The sequence below is a fragment of the Vibrio sp. M260112 genome, from assembly GCF_036533775.1.
Taxonomy (GTDB): Bacteria; Pseudomonadota; Gammaproteobacteria; order Enterobacterales; family Vibrionaceae; genus Vibrio.
The window spans coordinates 19,770-36,964 of sequence record NZ_JATABH010000036.1; the positions used below are offsets into that span (position 1 = coordinate 19,770).

Genomic DNA, 17,195 nt, shown 5'->3' on the forward strand with positions numbered 1-17,195 from the left:
ATCTGTTTCTTCCTTTAACTTCTAGCTCTTAATCCGAAGTTTTTGTATTCACGTTAAGTGCGTCTTCAACCAACGCTTTCTGTTGTTTCAAGTGTACTGACATGTAACCTACTGCAGGTGATGCTGATGCTGGGCGACCAGCGTATTTAAGATCTGCACCTGCTGGGATGGCAGCACGGAAGTTGTGTTGGCTACAGTACCAAGCGCCTTGGTTTTGAGGCTCTTCCTGACACCAGACAAAATCTTCTACATTGGTGTATTGCTCAATGACAGCCTTAACTTCATCCAATGGGAATGGGTATAGCTGTTCAATACGAACAATCGCCACGTCATCCTGTTCATTGTTACGACGCTGCTCGAGCAGATCGAAGTAAACTTTACCAGAACAGAAAACAACGCGTTTCACCTTCGCAGCTTCTAGGTCATCAATCTCACCAATCGCCGCTTGGAATGTGCCTTCTGCTAACTCTTCAATGGTTGAAGTACATAGCGGATGACGAAGCAAAGATTTTGGAGACATAACCACTAGTGGACGGCGCATCGGTCTTACAACCTGACGACGAATCATGTGGTAAACCTGAGCCGGAGTTGAAGGAACAACAACTTGCATATTTTGTTCAGCACATAACTGAAGGTAACGTTCTAAACGAGCAGACGAGTGCTCAGGACCCTGACCTTCATAACCGTGCGGTAGTAGCATTGTTAGGCCACATAGACGTGCCCACTTCTGCTCACCAGATGAGATGAACTGGTCGATAACAACTTGTGCACCGTTAGCAAAATCACCGAACTGCGCTTCCCAAATCGTTAAGCCGCCAGGCTCAGCCGTCGCGTAACCGTACTCAAACGCAAGTACTGCTTCTTCAGATAGCACTGAGTCGAAGACCTCGAACGGACCTTGCTTATCATGAATGTTCGCTAGCGGAACAAACGTACTAGCATCATTTTGGTTATGCAGTACCGAGTGACGGTGGAAGAAAGTACCACGACCAGAATCCTGACCTGAGATACGAATACGCTTACCGTCATCAAGCAAAGTGGCGTAGGCAAGTGTTTCTGCCATACCCCAGTCAATTGCCTTCTCACCACTTAACATTGCTGTACGGTCATTGTATAGCTTGTTAACGCGGCTCTGTAGTTTGTGGCTTTCTGGATACTGACAAATACGTTGACCAAGCTCGACTAGACGACCTTTGTCAAACTCGTTTTTCCACTCAACGTCCCAGTCATGTCCAAGATATGGCGACCAGTCAACAGAGTGCAATGCCATCGGGCGCCACTCTTTAACAACCACTTCGCCGCGGTCTAGAGCGTCACGATATTCATTCACTAGCTGCGTCGCTGTATCGATCCCGAAGTCACCGCGCTCAATCAACACGTCTGCGTAAAGCTTACGTGGCGTTGGGTGCTTCTTGATCTTTTGATACATCAGTGGCTGAGTCGCATTTGGCTCATCAGCTTCGTTGTGACCGTGGCGACGGTAACAAACAAGATCGATCACCACATCGCGCTTAAATTCATTACGGTAATCAAGAGCGATACGAGTAACGAAGGCGACCGCTTCTGGGTCATCAGCGTTAACGTGGAAAATTGGCGCCTGAACCATCTTAGCGATGTCAGTACAGTACATAGTCGAACGGGTATCGTTCGGGTTTGACGTAGTGAAACCTACTTGGTTATTAACTACGATACGAACCGTACCGCCAACACGGAAACCGCGAGCTTGCGACATGTTGAAGGTTTCAGCTACAACACCCTGACCTGCGATCGCTGAGTCACCATGAATGGTAATAGGAAGCACAGTTGAACCATCAGTATCACCTAAACGATCCTGACGAGCACGAACCGAACCGATAACTACTGGGTTAACAATCTCAAGGTGAGACGGGTTGAATGCTAGCGCTAAGTGGACATCGCCACCTGGTGTTGCGAAGTCAGCAGAGAAACCTTGGTGATATTTAACATCACCCGTCCCCCACGAATCGCCATGCTTACCCGCAAACTCATCAAATAGGTCTTGTGGTTTCTTACCAAGAACGTTAACCAGCATGTTAAGACGTCCGCGGTGAGCCATACCAATAACGACTTCGCGCATACCGCTCTTACCGGCATGACGGATTAACTCTTTAGTCATTGGGATTAGCGCATCACCACCTTCAAGCGAGAAACGTTTTGCACCTGGGAATTTTGCTCCTAAGTAACGCTCCAAGCCTTCCGCTGCTGTCAGCTCTTCAAGAAATTCTTGTTTTTCTTCCTTGCTGAACGTTGGTTGGCCAACGACTGATTCCAAACGCTGCTGGATCCAACGTTTTTGCTCAGTGTCAGTCATGTGCATGTATTCAGCACCAACCGAACCACAATAGATTTTGTTCAGCGAAGAGTGGATGTCTCTCAACTTCATTGTATCTTTGCCAATAGCAAAAGAGCCTACGTTGAAAGTTTCTTCAAGATCATCTTGTGTAAGATTATGGAATGAAGGATCTAGCTCCGCCACTGGTGGACGTTGCCATAAACCTAAAGGGTCAAGCTGAGCCGCTTCGTGACCACGAAAGCGATAAGCATTGATTAATTGAAGTACTTTTACCTGTTTAGCGTCGACATCAGGATCACTAACTTGGACATTGTAATGCTTCGTTTCTTGAGCGAGTCGTCGGAAGTAGTCACGGACACGTGAGTGTGGTTGTTCGACCACCTCTTCTGATGGCTTAGGTAAACCATCAAAAACACGTTTCCACTCCTCACTTACCAGATCGGGATCACTTAGATACAGTTCGTAGAGGTCCTCTACATACGTTGCATTGGCGCCAGCCAAGTGTGAAGACTCGAGCCACGCCTTCATCACGCCGTTGTGCATATTTTCCCTTAACCAGTAGTTTTCACGTTTGCTTCGGTCTACGCCGAGCTATTAAGAGCCGACCTAGGATAGGTCGGCAATTTGTTGTTAATTACACCGAACGATTAACCAGCATCGTTTTGATATGACCGATAGCTTTCGTCGGATTTAGTCCTTTAGGACAAACACTTACACAATTCATGATGCCGTGGCAACGGAAAACGCTAAATGCGTCATCAAGATTTGATAGACGTTCATCTGTTGCTGTATCGCGGCTATCAATTAACCAACGGTAAGCGGCTAGTAGACCAGCTGGACCAATAAATTTGTCAGGGTTCCACCAGAAAGACGGACATGAAGTTGTACAACATGCACACATGATACATTCGTACAGACCATCTAGATGAGCACGCTCGTCAGGTGTTTGCAGATTCTCACGTGATGGCGGCAGAGCACCGTCATCAATCAAGAAAGGCTTAACTTTCGCATAGTTATCGTAGAACTGCGTCATGTCAACAATAAGATCTCGAACCACTGGCAGACCTGGTAGTGGGCGAATCACAATCTTGTCTGCTTTAAGAGCAGATAGCGGTGTGATACACGCAAGACCATTCTTACCGTTCATGTTCAGACCGTCTGAACCACATACGCCTTCACGGCATGAACGGCGGAATGAGATGCTTGGATCTTGCTCTTTCAGCAGGATTAAAGCATCCAGTAGCATCATGTCAGAACCATCTTCCACTTCAAGTGTGTAGTCTTTCATGTATGGCTTTTGGTCGACGTCCGGATTGTAGCGGTACAAAGAGAAATTCAGTTTCATATTCTTATTCTCCTTTCCTTAGTACGTACGAGCTTTCGGTGGAAACGCTTCACGGTGAACCGGTTCCATGTTTACGTCACGCTTGCTCATGCCTTCCGTTTCTGGATTGTAGATAGAGTGACATAGCCACTGCTCATCATCACGATCTGGGAAGTCAAAACGAGCGTGCGCACCGCGGCTTTCTGTACGGTAGTTTGCCGCTACAGCAGTTGCGTAAGCTGTTTCCATTAAGTTTTCTAGCTCAAGACACTCAATACGTTGCGTGTTGAACTCAGTTGACTTGTCAGCAAGGTGTGCGTTCTTCAGACGCTCACGGATTACCTTCAGCTCTTCTAGACCTTTAGCCATAGCATCGCCTTCACGGAATACCGAGAAGTTGTTCTGCATACATCTTTGTAGATCTTTACGAATTTGCGCTGGGTCTTCACCCTCAGTGCTGTTTTCCCAACGGTTGTAACGCTCTAGAGAACGTTCGATATCCGCTTCTGTCGCTGGTTTCGCTTCCGCTTGCTTCGCTAGAGTTTCACCTAGGTGCAGACCTGTTGCACGACCAAATACGACTAAGTCTAGTAGTGAGTTACCACCTAGACGGTTAGCACCGTGAACCGATACAGACGCAATCTCACCACAAGCAAATAGGCCTTGAACCTCAACGTCCGCGCCATTTGCATCTTGCTTGATTGCCTGACCAGATACCTGAGTTGGGATACCACCCATCATGTAGTGACAGGTTGGGATGACTGGAATTGGCTCTTTAACTGGGTCAACGTGTGCAAACGTACGAGACAGTTCACAAACACCAGGTAGACGTGACTCTAACGTCTCTTTACCTAGGTGATCCAGTTTCAGTTTAATGTGAGGACCCCATGGACCATCGCAGCCACGGCCTTCACGAATTTCGATCATCATTGAACGAGCAACAACGTCACGACCAGCAAGGTCTTTCGCGTTTGGTGCATAACGCTCCATAAAGCGCTCGCCATCTTTGTTTAGGAGGTAACCACCTTCACCACGACAACCTTCAGTTACAAGAACACCTGCACCTGCGATACCCGTTGGGTGGAACTGCCACATTTCCATATCTTGCATAGGTACGCCAGCACGTAGTGCCATACCAACACCATCACCCGTGTTGATGTGAGCGTTAGTTGTTGATGCGTAGATACGACCTGCACCACCCGTTGCTAGGATGGTCGCTTTAGCTTTGAAGTAACAAACTTCACCCGTTTCCATACATAGCGCTGTACAACCTAGAACAACACCATCTTCATTCTTAACAAGGTCAAGTGCATACCACTCAGAGAAAACCGTTGTTTTGTGTTTGATGTTTTGTTGGTAAAGCGTGTGTAGAAGCGCGTGACCTGTACGGTCAGCAGCCGCTGCGGTACGAGCAGCCTGCTCGCCACCAAAGTTTTTCGACTGACCGCCAAAAGGACGTTGGTAGATAGTACCGTTGTCAAAACGAGAGAAAGGTAGACCCATTTTCTCTAGTTCGATAACTGACTCAGGACCGTTCTTACACATGTACTCGATAGCGTTTTGGTCGCCGATGTAGTCTGAACCTTTAACGGTATCGTACATATGCTGTTCCCAGTGGTCTTCATGTGCGTTACCTAACGCAACCGTGATACCACCCTGTGCTGATACCGTGTGAGAACGAGTAGGAAAAACTTTAGAAAGCAACGCACATGATAGGCCTTGCTCAGAAATTTGTAGCGCAGCACGCATGCCTGCACCACCAGCGCCGATTACAACGGCATCAAATTCGCGAACTGGAATAGACACTTACGCACCCCACAGAATAAATAGACCAGAGAAGAAGTAACCAAACAGTACAGCGATAATGCCTAACTGTAGGCCGCCACGAAGCTTAGCGCACTTGATGTAGTCAGTAAGAACTTGCCACAAGCCAATCCATGCGTGGATTAAAACACAAACTAACGCTAGCATCGTGAACACTTTAGTGAATGTGCCACCAAAGAACTGAGTCCAAGATACGTAAGAAATATCCGTGAAAGCACAGAAGCTAACCAGATAAATAGTATAAAGTGTCATGATGATCGCAGTCGCACGAATCAATAGGAAATCGTGGACACCATTACGACCAAAAGATGAAATATGTTTTACCATACCATTACCCCCGCCAATAGAGACAGAACGGCTGTAGCTGCGAATGCAACCTTAGCGCTCATTGCACCAGATTCCAGCTCTTCAAAATGACCCATATCCATCAGTAGGTGACGAACACCACCAGCGATGTGATAGGCCAAAGCCGTTAAGATGCCCCATAAGATAAACTTCACAAAGAAACCGTCTACAATATCAACAGCCTCTGCATAACCGACTGGGGAGGATAGCGAAATGGATAATAACCACAGCAAAATTCCGACAGCCACAAACGTAATCACACCGGAGACACGGTGTAAGATAGATGCGATTGCAGTGATCGGAAAGCGAATGGTCTGTAAATCTAAATTAACAGGTCTTGACTTTCTTTCTTTCACGGGCTTGCTCACTCAGCTCCATTGAGCATTTATAGTTATGAACGAATTTTGATTGCAAACCTACAAAAGTTAACATTTATTTAACAGTTGACTGCAACAATTGTCGGAGTATTTTGTAAAATAATTGTTAACAACAAGGATTAAAACTTCACCTCACATTTGTTTCAAGCCTTGAATTTATAAGGTTTCCACCAAAATTTACTGCGCCACTATACGGCTGGCAACATTCTAATACAATTGATGTAACAATTTTTGCTACACAGACCAGATTTTTAACGTTACACCTTCAAAAAATCATAACAAGTGCACACATCAGAGGAGAAAAATTGACTTTGATAACGAACACACGTACAAAAATGTCACACAAACATCCTGGACGGATTAAATAATAAACAAAGGAGATTGTTATGGCAGATAAGAAAGCTACCCTTCACGTTGAAGGTCAAGCGCCTATCGAGCTACCAATTACTGAAGGTGTTTTAGGCACACCAGTAATTGACGTTCGTAAACTGGGAGCAAACGGATTTTTCACTTTTGACCCAGGTTTTCTTGCCACTGCATCCTGTGAATCTCAAATCACCTACATCGATGGCGGCAAAGGTATTCTTTTGCACCGCGGTTACCCGATTGATCAGCTAGCTAATAATGCTGATTATTTAGAAGTATGTTACATCCTTCTTTATGGTGAAGCCCCTACACGTGAGCAATACGAGCAGTTCAAAACAACAGTAACTCGTCACACTATGGTCCATGAGCAAATCGCAAGCTTCTTCCACGGCTTCCGTCGTGATGCTCACCCAATGGCTGTAATGTGTGGTGTTGTTGGCGCATTAGCTGCTTTCTACCACGATTCACTCGACATTAATAATGACGTACACCGTGAGATCACGGCATTCCGACTATTGTCAAAAATGCCAACACTTGCGGCAATGTGTTACAAGTACTCAGTTGGTCAGCCGTTCATTTACCCACGTAATGACCTAAGCTATGCAGAGAACTTCCTACACATGATGTTCGCTAACCCATGTGAAGAGTATGAAGTTAATCCTGTTGTTGCTCGCGCAATGGACAAGATCTTCACTCTACACGCAGACCATGAACAGAACGCATCGACGTCTACTGTACGTCTAGCTGGTTCTTCAGGCGCTAACCCGTTTGCATGTATTGCGGCTGGTATCGCATCACTTTGGGGCCCTGCTCACGGCGGTGCTAACGAAGCGTGCCTGAAGATGCTTGAAGAGATCGGTAGCGTAGACAACATCCCTGAGTATGTTGCACGCGCGAAAGATAAAGATGACCCGTTCCGCCTAATGGGCTTCGGTCACCGCGTTTACAAGAACTACGATCCACGCGCAACTGTAATGCGAGAAACGTGTCACGAAGTGCTTAAAGAGCTAAACATCCAAGATCCACTGCTTGATGTAGCAATGGAACTTGAGCGTATTGCCCTTTCTGACGAATACTTCGTATCTAAGAAACTATACCCGAACGTAGATTTCTACTCAGGTATCATTCTTAAAGCGATTGGTATTCCAGTTTCTATGTTTACGGTAATCTTTGCTCTATCACGCACGATTGGCTGGATTGCACACTGGAACGAAATGCACAGCGACCCACTTAACCGTATCGGTCGTCCTCGTCAGCTTTACACAGGTGAAGTTCAACGTGAATTCTCGCCTATCCACGAGCGTGAATAGTTTCTAATTCTCAGGGATTAGAATCTAGAAGAGTTAAGGGTTGATGCGAGAGCATCAGCCCTTTTTTAGAGTCGAGAAAATCTCGAAGGGCGTAGCCCGTTCTAAATTCTCGCAGGACGAAGTCCGTTCTCGAAGCGAAGCGTTTTAGTATCTAGAAGGGCACAGCCCATCCTTTTCCTAAACTGGATTATCAATGTCGATAAATGTCACATCTAACCCGTGCTCCTGTGCCAACCATTCACCCAGAGCTTTGATCCCGTAACGTTCAGTGGCATGGTGGCCGGCAGCAAAGTAGTGCACCCCCATTTCACGAGCCGTGTAGGTCGTACGTTCAGATATCTCACCCGAAATAAACGCATCAAGTCCGAGACGAACTGCCAATTCAATGTAGTCCTGACCACCACCGGTGCACCAGCCGATGGTCTCAATGAGTTTACTGTCATCTTCAGGTGCGATGTGGAGAGGTTGGCGATTAAGCACTTTATCAATTTTATGGGCGAACTCACCACCAGACATAGGCGGGTTTAGGCGACCAAACATTGCGACAGATTGTTCATGACCTTCCATTCCCCCTTCGACCTCAATGTCGAGCAGGCGTGCAAGTTCCGAGTTGTTACCTAATTCAGGGTGAATATCTAAAGGCAGATGGTAACCCAGTAAGTTGATATCATTTTTTATCAGGCTACGAATGCGTTTCCCTTTCATGCCACGAATCGGTTCAGGTTCGCCTTTCCAGAAATAACCGTGATGGACAATAATTGCATCCGCATTGAGTTCGATCGCTTTATCAATCAATGCCTGTGAAGCGGTTACGCCCGTCACGACTTTCTCAATGGTCTCTTTGCCTTCAATTTGGAGCCCGTTTGGCGCATAGTCCTTGATCAACTGCGGAGACAGCTTCTCATTCAGAATCTTTTCTAGTTTTAAGTTGTTCATTCTCTTGTCCGATCGATGACTGTTTACTTAGTTGCTTCAAAGTGTATTCCAACCATAGCAACGATACCAGCAGCTCGTTACAATAGTGCCAAACCCAAATTATCAGGTCTTTGGATGAGCCAACTCGAACGTTTCTATCACTGGATAGCGGCTGCGCCTTCACTATTTGAATTAAAAGCCCCTTTCGAGAGCCTTGAACACTTGATACCTCCCCCACTGGAAGCGAGTGAATATCGTGGTAATCCTAGACTCGGTTTTCTCTATCAATATTTGTGTACAGAACTACTCAAGCATAGCGGTCACTATCAGTTAGAAGCCGAAGAGATTCAGGTCAACCAGCCGTCAGGTCAGACGCTTGGTGCCATTGATCTCATTTTAAGCAACACTATTGAGCAACGATTGGAGCATTGGGAAGTCGCCATAAAGTTCTACCTATTGCACCAAGGTACATGGTATGGACCGAATGCTCACGACCAACTCGATATCAAACTCAATAGAATGTTATCTCATCAACTCAAGATGAGCGCTCGTCCTGAGTTCTTAACACAGTACCCACAATATGAAGATCTGTCAGAGCACTTACTCCTGCAAGGTCGACTTTATATCAATCCTTTTTCCCCTGAAGAGGTTCCTCAACAGTGTTTAGGCTATCGATTGAATCACAGTCAGATTAGTGGCTATTGGTGTTATCAAAGTCAGTGGGAGCAGATTGGAGAACCACTCTACCCACTTGAAAAACCACAGTGGGCCACGGGGACGGATCTATTTGACACCCCGATAGATAAACCGAACGGGCGCTTTGTGCATGCACAGAGTAAAGAAGGACAGTTTTGGTTTGTTGTGCCGGATAGTTGGCCAGGGGCGAGTAGCGAGTAGCGAGTAGCGAGTAGCGAGTAGCGAGTAGCGAAAAATTAAAGGGCTGACGCTCGGCGTCAACCCTTTCTTGATACTGAAACTGCAACTTCAGACCATTGCTCGCCTTCTAGAAGGACGAAGCGTAGCCTAAGAGGCACCTTCGCTTTAAAGCCCAGCTTTAGCGAAAACCTGATTCACAATCTCTTGCGCTTCGGCTTCGATCTGTTTCAGGTGTTCTGCACCTTTAAAGCTCTCGCAATAGATTTTGTAAATATCTTCAGTACCTGACGGACGCGCTGCAAACCAGCCGTTTTCAGTCGTTACTTTAAGACCGCCAATCGCTGCGCCATTGCCCGGAGCATGAGTCAGACGCGCTGTGATAGCATCACCCGCTAAAGTCTCCGCCGTCACCATTTCAGCTGAAAGCTTCTTCAGTACCTCTTTTTGCGGGCCGTTCGCCACAGCTTGAATACGGTTGTATTCAGAAGTGCCGTGCTTAGCTGCAAGCTCTTCATAGTATTGCTGAGGATTTTTGCCAGTTACTGCGGTAATTTCAGCGGCTAGCAGACATAAAATAATGCCATCTTTGTCGGTTGACCAAGGCGTACCGTCCTTACGTAAGAAAGACGCCCCTGCACTCTCTTCACCACCAAAGCCAAACTTACCTTCGTAAAGGCCATCTACAAACCACTTAAAGCCCACAGGTACTTCGCATAGTTCGCGACCTAAGTCCGCGACAACTCGGTCAATCAAGGCACTTGATACTAGCGTCTTGCCTACCGCGACATCTTTACCCCAGCCTTCACGATGACGATATAGGTAGTCAATACACACAGCTAAGAAGTGGTTCGGGTTCATTAGGCCTTTCGGTGTAACAATACCGTGGCGGTCGTAATCTGGGTCATTACCAAACGCTAAATCATACTCATCTTTAAGTGCTAATAGGCCAGCCATCGCGTAAGGCGACGAGCAGTCCATACGTACCACGCCATCTTTATCTAGAGACATGAACTGGAACGAAGGATCAATCGCTTCACTGACCAAGGTTAAATCTAGATTGTACGCTGTTGCGATCTGACGCCAGTAATCAATGCCACTCCCCCCTAATGGATCGACACCAATTTTAAGATTCGATTTTTGAATCGCTTCCATATCGATCACATTCACTAAGTCATCGATGTATGGTTTCACAAGATCTTTTTGAATGAATAGCTCTGACGCTTTTGCTTGTGCTAACGGCATGCGTTTCACGCCTTGAAGCCCTTCAGCAATCAGTGCATTCGCACGATCTTGGATAGCCTGAGTCAGTTCACCTTCGGCAGGGCCACCATGTGTCGGGTTGTACTTAATACCACCATCTTGTGGTGGGTTATGGGAAGGCGTAATAACGATACCATCGGCTTTATCTTGGTTTACTAAATTGTGCGTCAGGATTGCATGAGAGACACCAGGTGTCGGGGTATAGCCGTTATTTTCCTGTACAATCACTTGCACACCATTGGCGACTAGCACTTCTACCACTGTCGAAAACGCAGGCTCAGAAAGTGCGTGAGTATCTTTACCCACAAAAAGTGGTCCTGTCGTTCCTTTTTCAGCACGTACTTCAGCAACAGCTTGAGCAATCGCCAGAATATGGTGCTCGTTAAAGGTCACTTTATCCGCCGTACCGCGATGACCAGAAGTACCAAATTCAACTTTGTGTGCTGGGTTTGAAGGATTAGGTTGGAGAAGGAAGTAATTTGAAACTAACGCTGGAATATTGTGTAGATCTTGCTGCTGAGCTTTTTGTCCCGCTCGTGGGTGCATCGCCATTTTGACATCCTTTCTAAAATACAGAGAAATAAAAAAACCTCATAATACGTGAACTATATAACGCATTATGAGGTTTGAATCAGATAATTTTGATTTTTAAATCGAGTTTGTCACTTTCTCGATGAGATCTGATGGGAAACTCATTCGCGTCATGAGTTGCTCAACCATCTGTCTTTTTCGACTGGTATTATTATTGGTAATAACCCAGAAAGGTGAACCTGGAATCGCTTTTGGCTTAGTCGTATTACCGTTGGCAAGTAGGGTCTGCTCGTTATCCGCGAAGTAAACTCGCTTACGGCCTTTAACTTGCGTTGCTTCAGAGAAACCATTTGGATTAATGTGATGCAGCGTAGATAAAACAAGCATGAAGCGATCAATCGCTTTTTTAAGACCAGCAAACTCATCGGAAATAAGCAGAGAACGCATCTCTTTGACACTGTCTACTGTCTCTTCTTTAATTGCATCTTTGCTAACCACTACACCCTTTGGTTGCGTCGCTACCTGCGGTTGGCTTGCTACCGAGTTCTGTACATCCGTCATCAATAGACGGCGTAAGATATCCGAAGCACTCTCGCCAATATGCTGGGTTTGACTTGCGATGTAACGGTATAGATCCTCATCAACCTCAATTGTTTTCATTCGCTTTTCACAATCTCTATGTTTAAACTCTGGGGGATTATAGCGAGATCTTTAAAGAGACTCTACGGTTAACCGGTAACGAATAAAATAAAATGTCACATCTGCTCAACTACAAAGTCGAAGGTGAGGGTCACACCATAGTTTTGATCCACGGTTTGTTTGGTAATTTGGACAACCTTGGGCTATTGGCTCGAGATTTGCGCCAAGATCATCAAGTGGTTAGTGTCGATCTAAGAAACCATGGTCAATCGTTTCAGAGCGAAGAGCACAGTTATCCGCTCATGGCGGAGGATGTCTACCAATTACTGACATCACTGGAGTTTAAGTCCTACACTCTTATTGGTCATTCAATGGGTGGAAAAGTGGCCATGAAGGTAGCTGAAATGGCAGCAGATCGAGTTGAAAAACTGATCGTTTTAGACATGGCGCCAGTAAAATACACGCAAAACCGCCACGACAATGTTTTCCAAGGATTACAGGCAGTTATTGCAGAGAAACCAGCTAACCGCAAGCAAGCTCTCGATATCCTCGCACAACATATTGAACTCGAAGGCGTGCGACAATTTCTTGGCAAGTCCTTATACAACAACGGCACTCATCTCGCGTGGCGTTTCAATGTAGAGAGCTTATTGTCTAACTATACGGAAATACTCGGCTGGCAACCTATCGAATCCATTGACACTCCGACCCTCTTTATCAAAGGAGGAGATTCAGATTACCTCACTGGTGAACATCAACCGCTCGTCCAGCGGCAATTTCGTCACGCCAAAGCTCATGTGATCGCGAATACTGGTCACTGGCTTCATGCAGAAAAGCCAGCTGAAGTGCTGCGTGCAATACGTAAATTTATTGCTTAAAACAGAATGAGAGGTCAGTTGTGCTCTGACCGTTAACTTTAGTGAGCAACAATGGTATAGTGCGGCGCAAGTAATTTGGCACAAAGGGATTCCATGCTTTACGACTACATGAATATGCTCGAGTCTATTGGTCTCGATCTACTTTTCGCGTCTATCTTTTTCTTGATTGGTATGGCGATAAAAGATGTCTTAAAAGCGGGTAATGTTCCCCCTTTCGGTCGTCGCATTGTATGGTTAGTCCTATTTCTTGGCTGTGCTGGGTTTATTGCTAAAGGCATTATCCAGCTAAGTTGGGAAGGTGGTGGTCTAGGCTGATCAAGTCGGGTCACAACAGATAATAGTTAAAGGTAACGAATCTATGGCAAGTGTAGGCATCTTCTTTGGTAGCGACACAGGTAACACTGAAGCTGTTGCAAAGATGATTCAAAAGCAACTAGGTAAACAACTGGTTCATGTTCAAGATATTGCGAAAAGTAGCAAAGAAGACATCGATAACTTCGACCTTCTTCTTCTTGGTATCCCAACATGGTACTACGGCGAAGCGCAATGTGACTGGGACGACTTCTTCCCAGAGCTAGAGCAAATTGATTTCTCAACTAAGCTAGTTGCGATCTTTGGTTGTGGTGATCAGGAAGACTACGCAGAGTACTTCTGTGATGCAATGGGTACAGTACGTGACATTGTTGAAGCGAAAGGCGGCACTATCCTTGGCCATACTTCTACTGAAGGCTACGAATTCGAAGCATCAAAAGGTCTAGTCGAAGGCGACGACAGCCTATTCGTTGGTCTATGTATTGATGAAGATCGTCAACCAGAACTGACTGAACAGCGCGTCATCAACTGGTGTAAGCAAATCCACGAAGAGATGTGCTTAGCAGAGCTAGAAGACTAATCGCAATTCAAGTTGTTTAAAACCTCCCATTGGGAGGTTTTTTTATGCTGTCTGTTGTTCACCCTCATCCCTGAATTGGGGTTTCTTCCTCACGTATAGCTTGCGCTGCACTTCAGAAACAATGTTGCCCTGTTTATCTTTGACATAGATAACAAACTCGGGGAAACATTTCTCACCTTCCGCCGTCTGCGACAGAATGTTTTGCAATTGATCGTCTGTCACTCGAAATTCGGCAAACAGATCACTCTGGCCGGGCTTAATGAAGTTGATACTGGCTTCCTTATCCCAAACGTAATACCGTTCACCCAGAATCCCCATCAGCATCAGAGAGTAAGTTGGATCGGTTAAAGAAAAAATACTGCCACCATATTGGGTTCGGTTGGCATTTTTGTTCCACCAACGCAGCTTCAATTTCATTTTAACTTCACGAAAGTCATCACTGATCGATAGGATTTTAATGCCAGCCCCCCAAAACGGAGGCCATGAGTTGAGAGCAAATTTAACCACACCTGGCTTATAGATTTTCGCCAAAGACTTATTCATTGTTCTTCCCTAACTGTGTCTAATTGCGAATTGTTAACTGATTGTAACTGGTCGGATGTCCTTTATCAGTGACTTTGCACTAGTTTATAGAAAAATACTAGTAACCCCTTGAAGTTCGTGGTTTATTGTTGATGTCTACTACCCTATAATGATAGGAATATTGAATTCTGTTAATTACTGCAGATCATCAACAGGAAAGTATATGTCAGACAATAACCAAGCGCTCAAGGATGCAGGTCTAAAGGTAACCCTTCCTAGACTTAAGATTTTAGAAGTCCTACAGCAGCCAGACTGCCAACATATTAGCGCTGAAGATTTATATAAGAAGCTGATTGATCTAGGGGAAGAGATCGGTCTAGCTACCGTTTACCGCGTATTAAACCAATTTGATGATGCAGGTATCGTAACTCGCCACCACTTCGAAGGTGGTAAATCTGTGTTTGAACTCTCTACACAGCACCATCATGACCACTTAGTGTGTCTTGATTGCGGTGAGGTTATCGAATTTTCGGACGACGTAATTGAAGAGCGTCAGAAGGAAATTGCTGCCAAATACAACGTGACGCTAACCAACCACAGCCTATACTTGTACGGTAAGTGCAGTGATGGTACGTGCAAAGGCAATCCAGACGCGCACAAAGCTAAATAATAAAAAAAGCACCCTAGGGTGCTTTTTTAACAAGCATAGTGCTCATCTCTGAAGCGAAAAAAATGCCAGTTTCAAGACTGGCATTTGTGGTCACTTTGGTTGTGATTACTGAGCTTCGATCTTCGCCCAAGTATCACGCAAACCAACGGTACGGTTAAAGACCAACGCATCGGCTTTAGAGTCTTTAGCATCAGCGCAGAAGTAACCCATACGCTCAAACTGGTAACCTTTCTCACCCTCTGCATCCGCTAGGCTAGGCTCAACAAAGCCGTTTAGTTTTACCAATGAGTCTGGGTTAATTGTCTCAGCGAAGTTATCTGCTGCTGCTGGGTTTGGCACGGTAAACAGACGATCATACAGACGAATTTCAGCTGGTAGGCCTTTATCTGCTGATACCCAGTGAATAACACCTTTCACTTTACGACCATCCGCAGGGTTCTTACCTAGCGTTTCATTGTCGTAGCTACAGAAGATAGTTGTGATGTTACCTTCTGAATCTTTCTCTACGCGTTCCGCTTTGATCACGTAAGCACCGCGCAAACGAACTTCTTTACCAAGAACTAGACGCTTGTACTTTTTGTTACCTTCTTCACGGAAGTCTTCACGTTCGATCCAAAGTTCACGAGTAAATGGCACTTCACGCTCGCCCATTTCAGGTTTGTTTGGATGGTTCGCGACAGTCAGTGACTCAATGTTACCTTCCTCGAAGTTTTCAATAACAATCTTAACAGGATCTAGCACCGCCATCGCGCGTGGTGCGTTCTCATTCAGATCATCACGAATACAAGACTCTAGTGAGCCCATTTCGATCATGTTTTCTTGCTTAGTCACACCGATACGTTTACAGAACTCACGGATTGAAGCAGGCGTGAAGCCACGACGACGTAGACCTGAGATTGTCGGCATACGCGGGTCATCCCAGCCATCAACCAGTTTTTCTGTGACTAGTTGGTTCAGCTTACGCTTAGACATTACTGTGTATTCAAGATTCAGACGGCTGAACTCGTACTGACGAGGTTGGCAATCAATAGTGATGTTCTCAAGAACCCAGTCATACAGACGGCGGTTGTCTTGGAACTCTAACGTACAGATTGAGTGTGTAATGCCTTCTAACGCATCAGAAATACAGTGCGTGAAATCGTACATTGGGTAAATGCACCATTTATTGCCTGTTTGGTGATGTTCAGCAAAACGAACACGGTAAAGCACAGGATCGCGCAGTACGATGAAAGAAGACGCTAGGTCAATCTTAGCTCGTAGACACGCCTTACCTTCCTCGAAACCGCCGTCTCGCATCTTTTCAAATAGCGCTAAGTTTTCTTCAGGAGTACGGTCACGGTACGGGCTTGGCTTACCTGGTTGAGTAAGTGTGCCACGGTACTCTCGGATCTGCTCAGGACTTAGCTCTTCAACGTACGCTAAGCCTTTGTTAATTAATTCCACTGCGTAGCCGTAAAGCTTGTCGAAATAGTCTGATGAATAACATACTTCACCATCCCACTCGAAGCCTAACCAGCTCACATCATTCTTAATTGACTCAACGTATTCAACGTCTTCTTTTTCTGGGTTTGTATCATCAAAACGAAGGTTACATTTACCCTGATAGTCCTGAGCAATACCGAAGTTCAAGCAAATTGACTTAGCGTGACCGATATGCAGATAGCCATTTGGCTCTGGCGGGAAACGAGTATGCACGCTTGTGTGTGTACCATCCGCTAAATCTTTATCGATGATCTGGCGAATGAAATTCGATGGACGAGCTTCAGCTTCACTCATCTATAGCACCTCAATTGTTGTAGTATTGTCAGAGAAATTGATCTTCGAACAGGCGTGAGCATGTTCAAAGCATATAACGACTAATGATCCACAATTCTTAATCAATACACAACTACAACCGAAGCTTTATTCGCAAATAATCCCTGTTTTATATTGATAACAGTCAAAAGCTGGTTAGCTTTTCAGCGAATCCGTTTTGTTTAGCTTCAAACGCAAGAAAGCCTCCCAAAGGATAACTCCTATCACTTAACGTGTTTGGAACGAACTGGATAGCGAGTCTTATTCATACGAACGGTCCTTGATTTGGGCCGTTTTTTTCGCTCTGGCAGAATGTAGCGCTTCACTCGCTCTCGCATCGCCCTTAACTTTTTGGGGATCG

The 17,195-nt window shown here is 45.6% G+C and carries 16 protein-coding genes and 1 pseudogene; 6 read left to right on the plus strand and 11 right to left on the minus strand.

All coding sequences use genetic code 11. The features are described 5' to 3' along the window. Nucleotides 1-28: 28 nt before the first annotated feature. The 5 genes from sucA to sdhC all read right to left on the minus strand — a co-directional run bounded on the left by sucA (nt 29) and on the right by sdhC (nt 6,172). The gene (gene sucA / locus QTN95_RS14670; RefSeq protein WP_331417968.1) at nt 29-2,854 is read right to left on the minus strand and encodes a 2-oxoglutarate dehydrogenase E1 component; all 2,826 of its coding nucleotides are present in this window, start codon (nt 2,852-2,854) and stop codon (nt 29-31) included. 91 nt (nt 2,855-2,945) lie between these two features. Beyond that, on the minus strand, nt 2,946-3,656 hold the full coding sequence (locus QTN95_RS14675; protein WP_138971789.1) for a succinate dehydrogenase iron-sulfur subunit: 711 nt from the start codon (nt 3,654-3,656) through the stop codon (nt 2,946-2,948). A gap of 18 nt (nt 3,657-3,674) precedes the next feature. Further along, a complete protein-coding gene (gene sdhA, locus QTN95_RS14680) occupies nt 3,675-5,441 on the minus strand; it encodes a succinate dehydrogenase flavoprotein subunit (protein ID WP_269378202.1) in 1,767 nt (588 codons plus the stop codon). Next, a complete protein-coding gene (gene sdhD, locus QTN95_RS14685; RefSeq protein WP_138971787.1) occupies nt 5,442-5,786 on the minus strand; it encodes a succinate dehydrogenase, hydrophobic membrane anchor protein in 345 nt (114 codons plus the stop codon). Further along, nucleotides 5,780-6,172 (minus strand): succinate dehydrogenase cytochrome b556 subunit, encoded by a 393-nt coding sequence (gene sdhC / locus QTN95_RS14690; RefSeq protein ID WP_006881303.1) that lies wholly within the window; start codon nt 6,170-6,172, stop codon nt 5,780-5,782. The genes sdhD and sdhC overlap by 7 nt, the downstream gene beginning before the upstream one ends. Nucleotides 6,173-6,567: 395 nt before the next feature. Between sdhC and QTN95_RS14695 the strand changes: the two genes are divergently transcribed. Beyond that, nucleotides 6,568-7,857, plus strand: a complete 1,290-nt coding sequence (locus QTN95_RS14695; RefSeq protein WP_269378199.1) for a citrate synthase — start codon at nt 6,568-6,570, stop codon at nt 7,855-7,857. Nucleotides 7,858-8,034: 177 nt separating this feature from the next. On the opposite strand, the gene QTN95_RS14700 is transcribed toward QTN95_RS14695, so the two are convergent. After that, nucleotides 8,035-8,793 carry a Nif3-like dinuclear metal center hexameric protein gene (locus QTN95_RS14700; protein ID WP_331417969.1) on the minus strand — a complete coding sequence of 253 codons (759 nt, stop codon included), beginning with the start codon at nt 8,791-8,793 and terminating at the stop codon, nt 8,035-8,037. A 114-nt stretch (nt 8,794-8,907) separates the two neighbouring features. Between QTN95_RS14700 and QTN95_RS14705 the strand changes: the two genes are divergently transcribed. Continuing rightward, nucleotides 8,908-9,669, plus strand: coding sequence for a DUF1853 family protein (locus QTN95_RS14705; protein ID WP_331417970.1), 762 nt, complete (start codon nt 8,908-8,910; stop codon nt 9,667-9,669). A 144-nt stretch (nt 9,670-9,813) separates the two neighbouring features. On the opposite strand, the gene pgm is transcribed toward QTN95_RS14705, so the two are convergent. Together pgm and seqA are read right to left on the minus strand one after the other, a co-directional pair. Further along, nucleotides 9,814-11,460: a phosphoglucomutase (alpha-D-glucose-1,6-bisphosphate-dependent) gene (gene pgm / locus QTN95_RS14710; protein WP_331417971.1), complete on the minus strand. Its 1,647-nt coding sequence runs from the start codon at nt 11,458-11,460 to the stop codon at nt 9,814-9,816. Between the two features lie 96 nt (nt 11,461-11,556). Beyond that, entirely contained in the window at nt 11,557-12,099 is a 543-nt protein-coding gene (gene seqA / locus QTN95_RS14715; protein WP_331417972.1) for a replication initiation negative regulator SeqA, read from the minus strand. 92 nt (nt 12,100-12,191) lie between these two features. Here seqA and QTN95_RS14720 point away from each other — a divergent pair, with 92 nt between their 5' ends. The 3 genes from QTN95_RS14720 (at nt 12,192) to fldA (ending at nt 13,848) form a co-directional block, all read left to right on the plus strand. After that, nucleotides 12,192-12,956: an alpha/beta fold hydrolase gene (locus QTN95_RS14720; protein WP_331417973.1), complete on the plus strand. Its 765-nt coding sequence runs from the start codon at nt 12,192-12,194 to the stop codon at nt 12,954-12,956. Between the two features lie 93 nt (nt 12,957-13,049). Continuing rightward, nucleotides 13,050-13,271 carry a DUF2788 domain-containing protein gene (locus QTN95_RS14725; RefSeq protein WP_053440537.1) on the plus strand — a complete coding sequence of 74 codons (222 nt, stop codon included), beginning with the start codon at nt 13,050-13,052 and terminating at the stop codon, nt 13,269-13,271. A 43-nt stretch (nt 13,272-13,314) separates the two neighbouring features. Continuing rightward, nucleotides 13,315-13,848 (plus strand): flavodoxin FldA, encoded by a 534-nt coding sequence (fldA, locus tag QTN95_RS14730; RefSeq protein WP_138971779.1) that lies wholly within the window; start codon nt 13,315-13,317, stop codon nt 13,846-13,848. A 42-nt stretch (nt 13,849-13,890) separates the two neighbouring features. Here the strand turns inward: fldA and QTN95_RS14735 are convergent, their stop codons facing one another. Further along, nucleotides 13,891-14,391 (minus strand): DUF4442 domain-containing protein, encoded by a 501-nt coding sequence (locus QTN95_RS14735; protein WP_331417974.1) that lies wholly within the window; start codon nt 14,389-14,391, stop codon nt 13,891-13,893. A 202-nt stretch (nt 14,392-14,593) separates the two neighbouring features. Here QTN95_RS14735 and fcrX point away from each other — a divergent pair, with 202 nt between their 5' ends. Further along, nucleotides 14,594-15,040 carry a ferric iron uptake transcriptional regulator FcrX gene (gene fcrX, locus QTN95_RS14740; protein ID WP_138971777.1) on the plus strand — a complete coding sequence of 149 codons (447 nt, stop codon included), beginning with the start codon at nt 14,594-14,596 and terminating at the stop codon, nt 15,038-15,040. Between the two features lie 105 nt (nt 15,041-15,145). On the opposite strand, the gene glnS is transcribed toward fcrX, so the two are convergent. Both glnS and QTN95_RS14750 read right to left on the minus strand, forming a co-directional pair. Continuing rightward, entirely contained in the window at nt 15,146-16,816 is a 1,671-nt protein-coding gene (gene glnS, locus QTN95_RS14745; RefSeq protein ID WP_331417976.1) for a glutamine--tRNA ligase, read from the minus strand. Nucleotides 16,817-17,058: 242 nt separating this feature from the next. Then, nucleotides 17,059-17,195 (minus strand): annotated as a pseudogene (locus QTN95_RS14750) (IS4 family transposase); the annotation flags it as partial.